The 223-nt window shown below is 76.2% G+C and carries 1 pseudogene; it reads right to left on the bottom strand.

What is annotated here, in order from left to right:
• Positions 1 to 223, bottom strand: a pseudogene (locus tag IH45_RS0142890) (3-oxoadipyl-CoA thiolase); the annotation flags it as partial.

Below are 223 nucleotides of genomic sequence, written 5' to 3'. Positions count from 1 at the left end.
GATGCACAGGGCCGCCAGGCCGGTGCCGGAGGAGCCGCGGGCGGCCAGCTGGTGGGCGACCGCCCCGGCCAGCCGGGCCCCGGAGGCCCCCAGCGGATGGCCGAGGGCGATCGCCCCGCCGCGGGGGTTGACCACCTCCGGATCCAGCTCGGGCCACTGTTCCAGGCAGCCCAAAGCCTGCGCGGCGAACGCCTCGTTCAGCTCGAACGTAGCCAGATCCGCC

It is taken from the genome of Streptomyces rimosus subsp. rimosus, from assembly GCF_000720725.1.
Lineage (GTDB): Bacteria > Actinomycetota > Actinomycetes > Streptomycetales > Streptomycetaceae > Streptomyces > Streptomyces rimosus_A.
The sequence above is the reverse complement of the archived record's forward strand: the minus strand, read 5'-3'. Positions and strand labels throughout refer to the sequence as shown.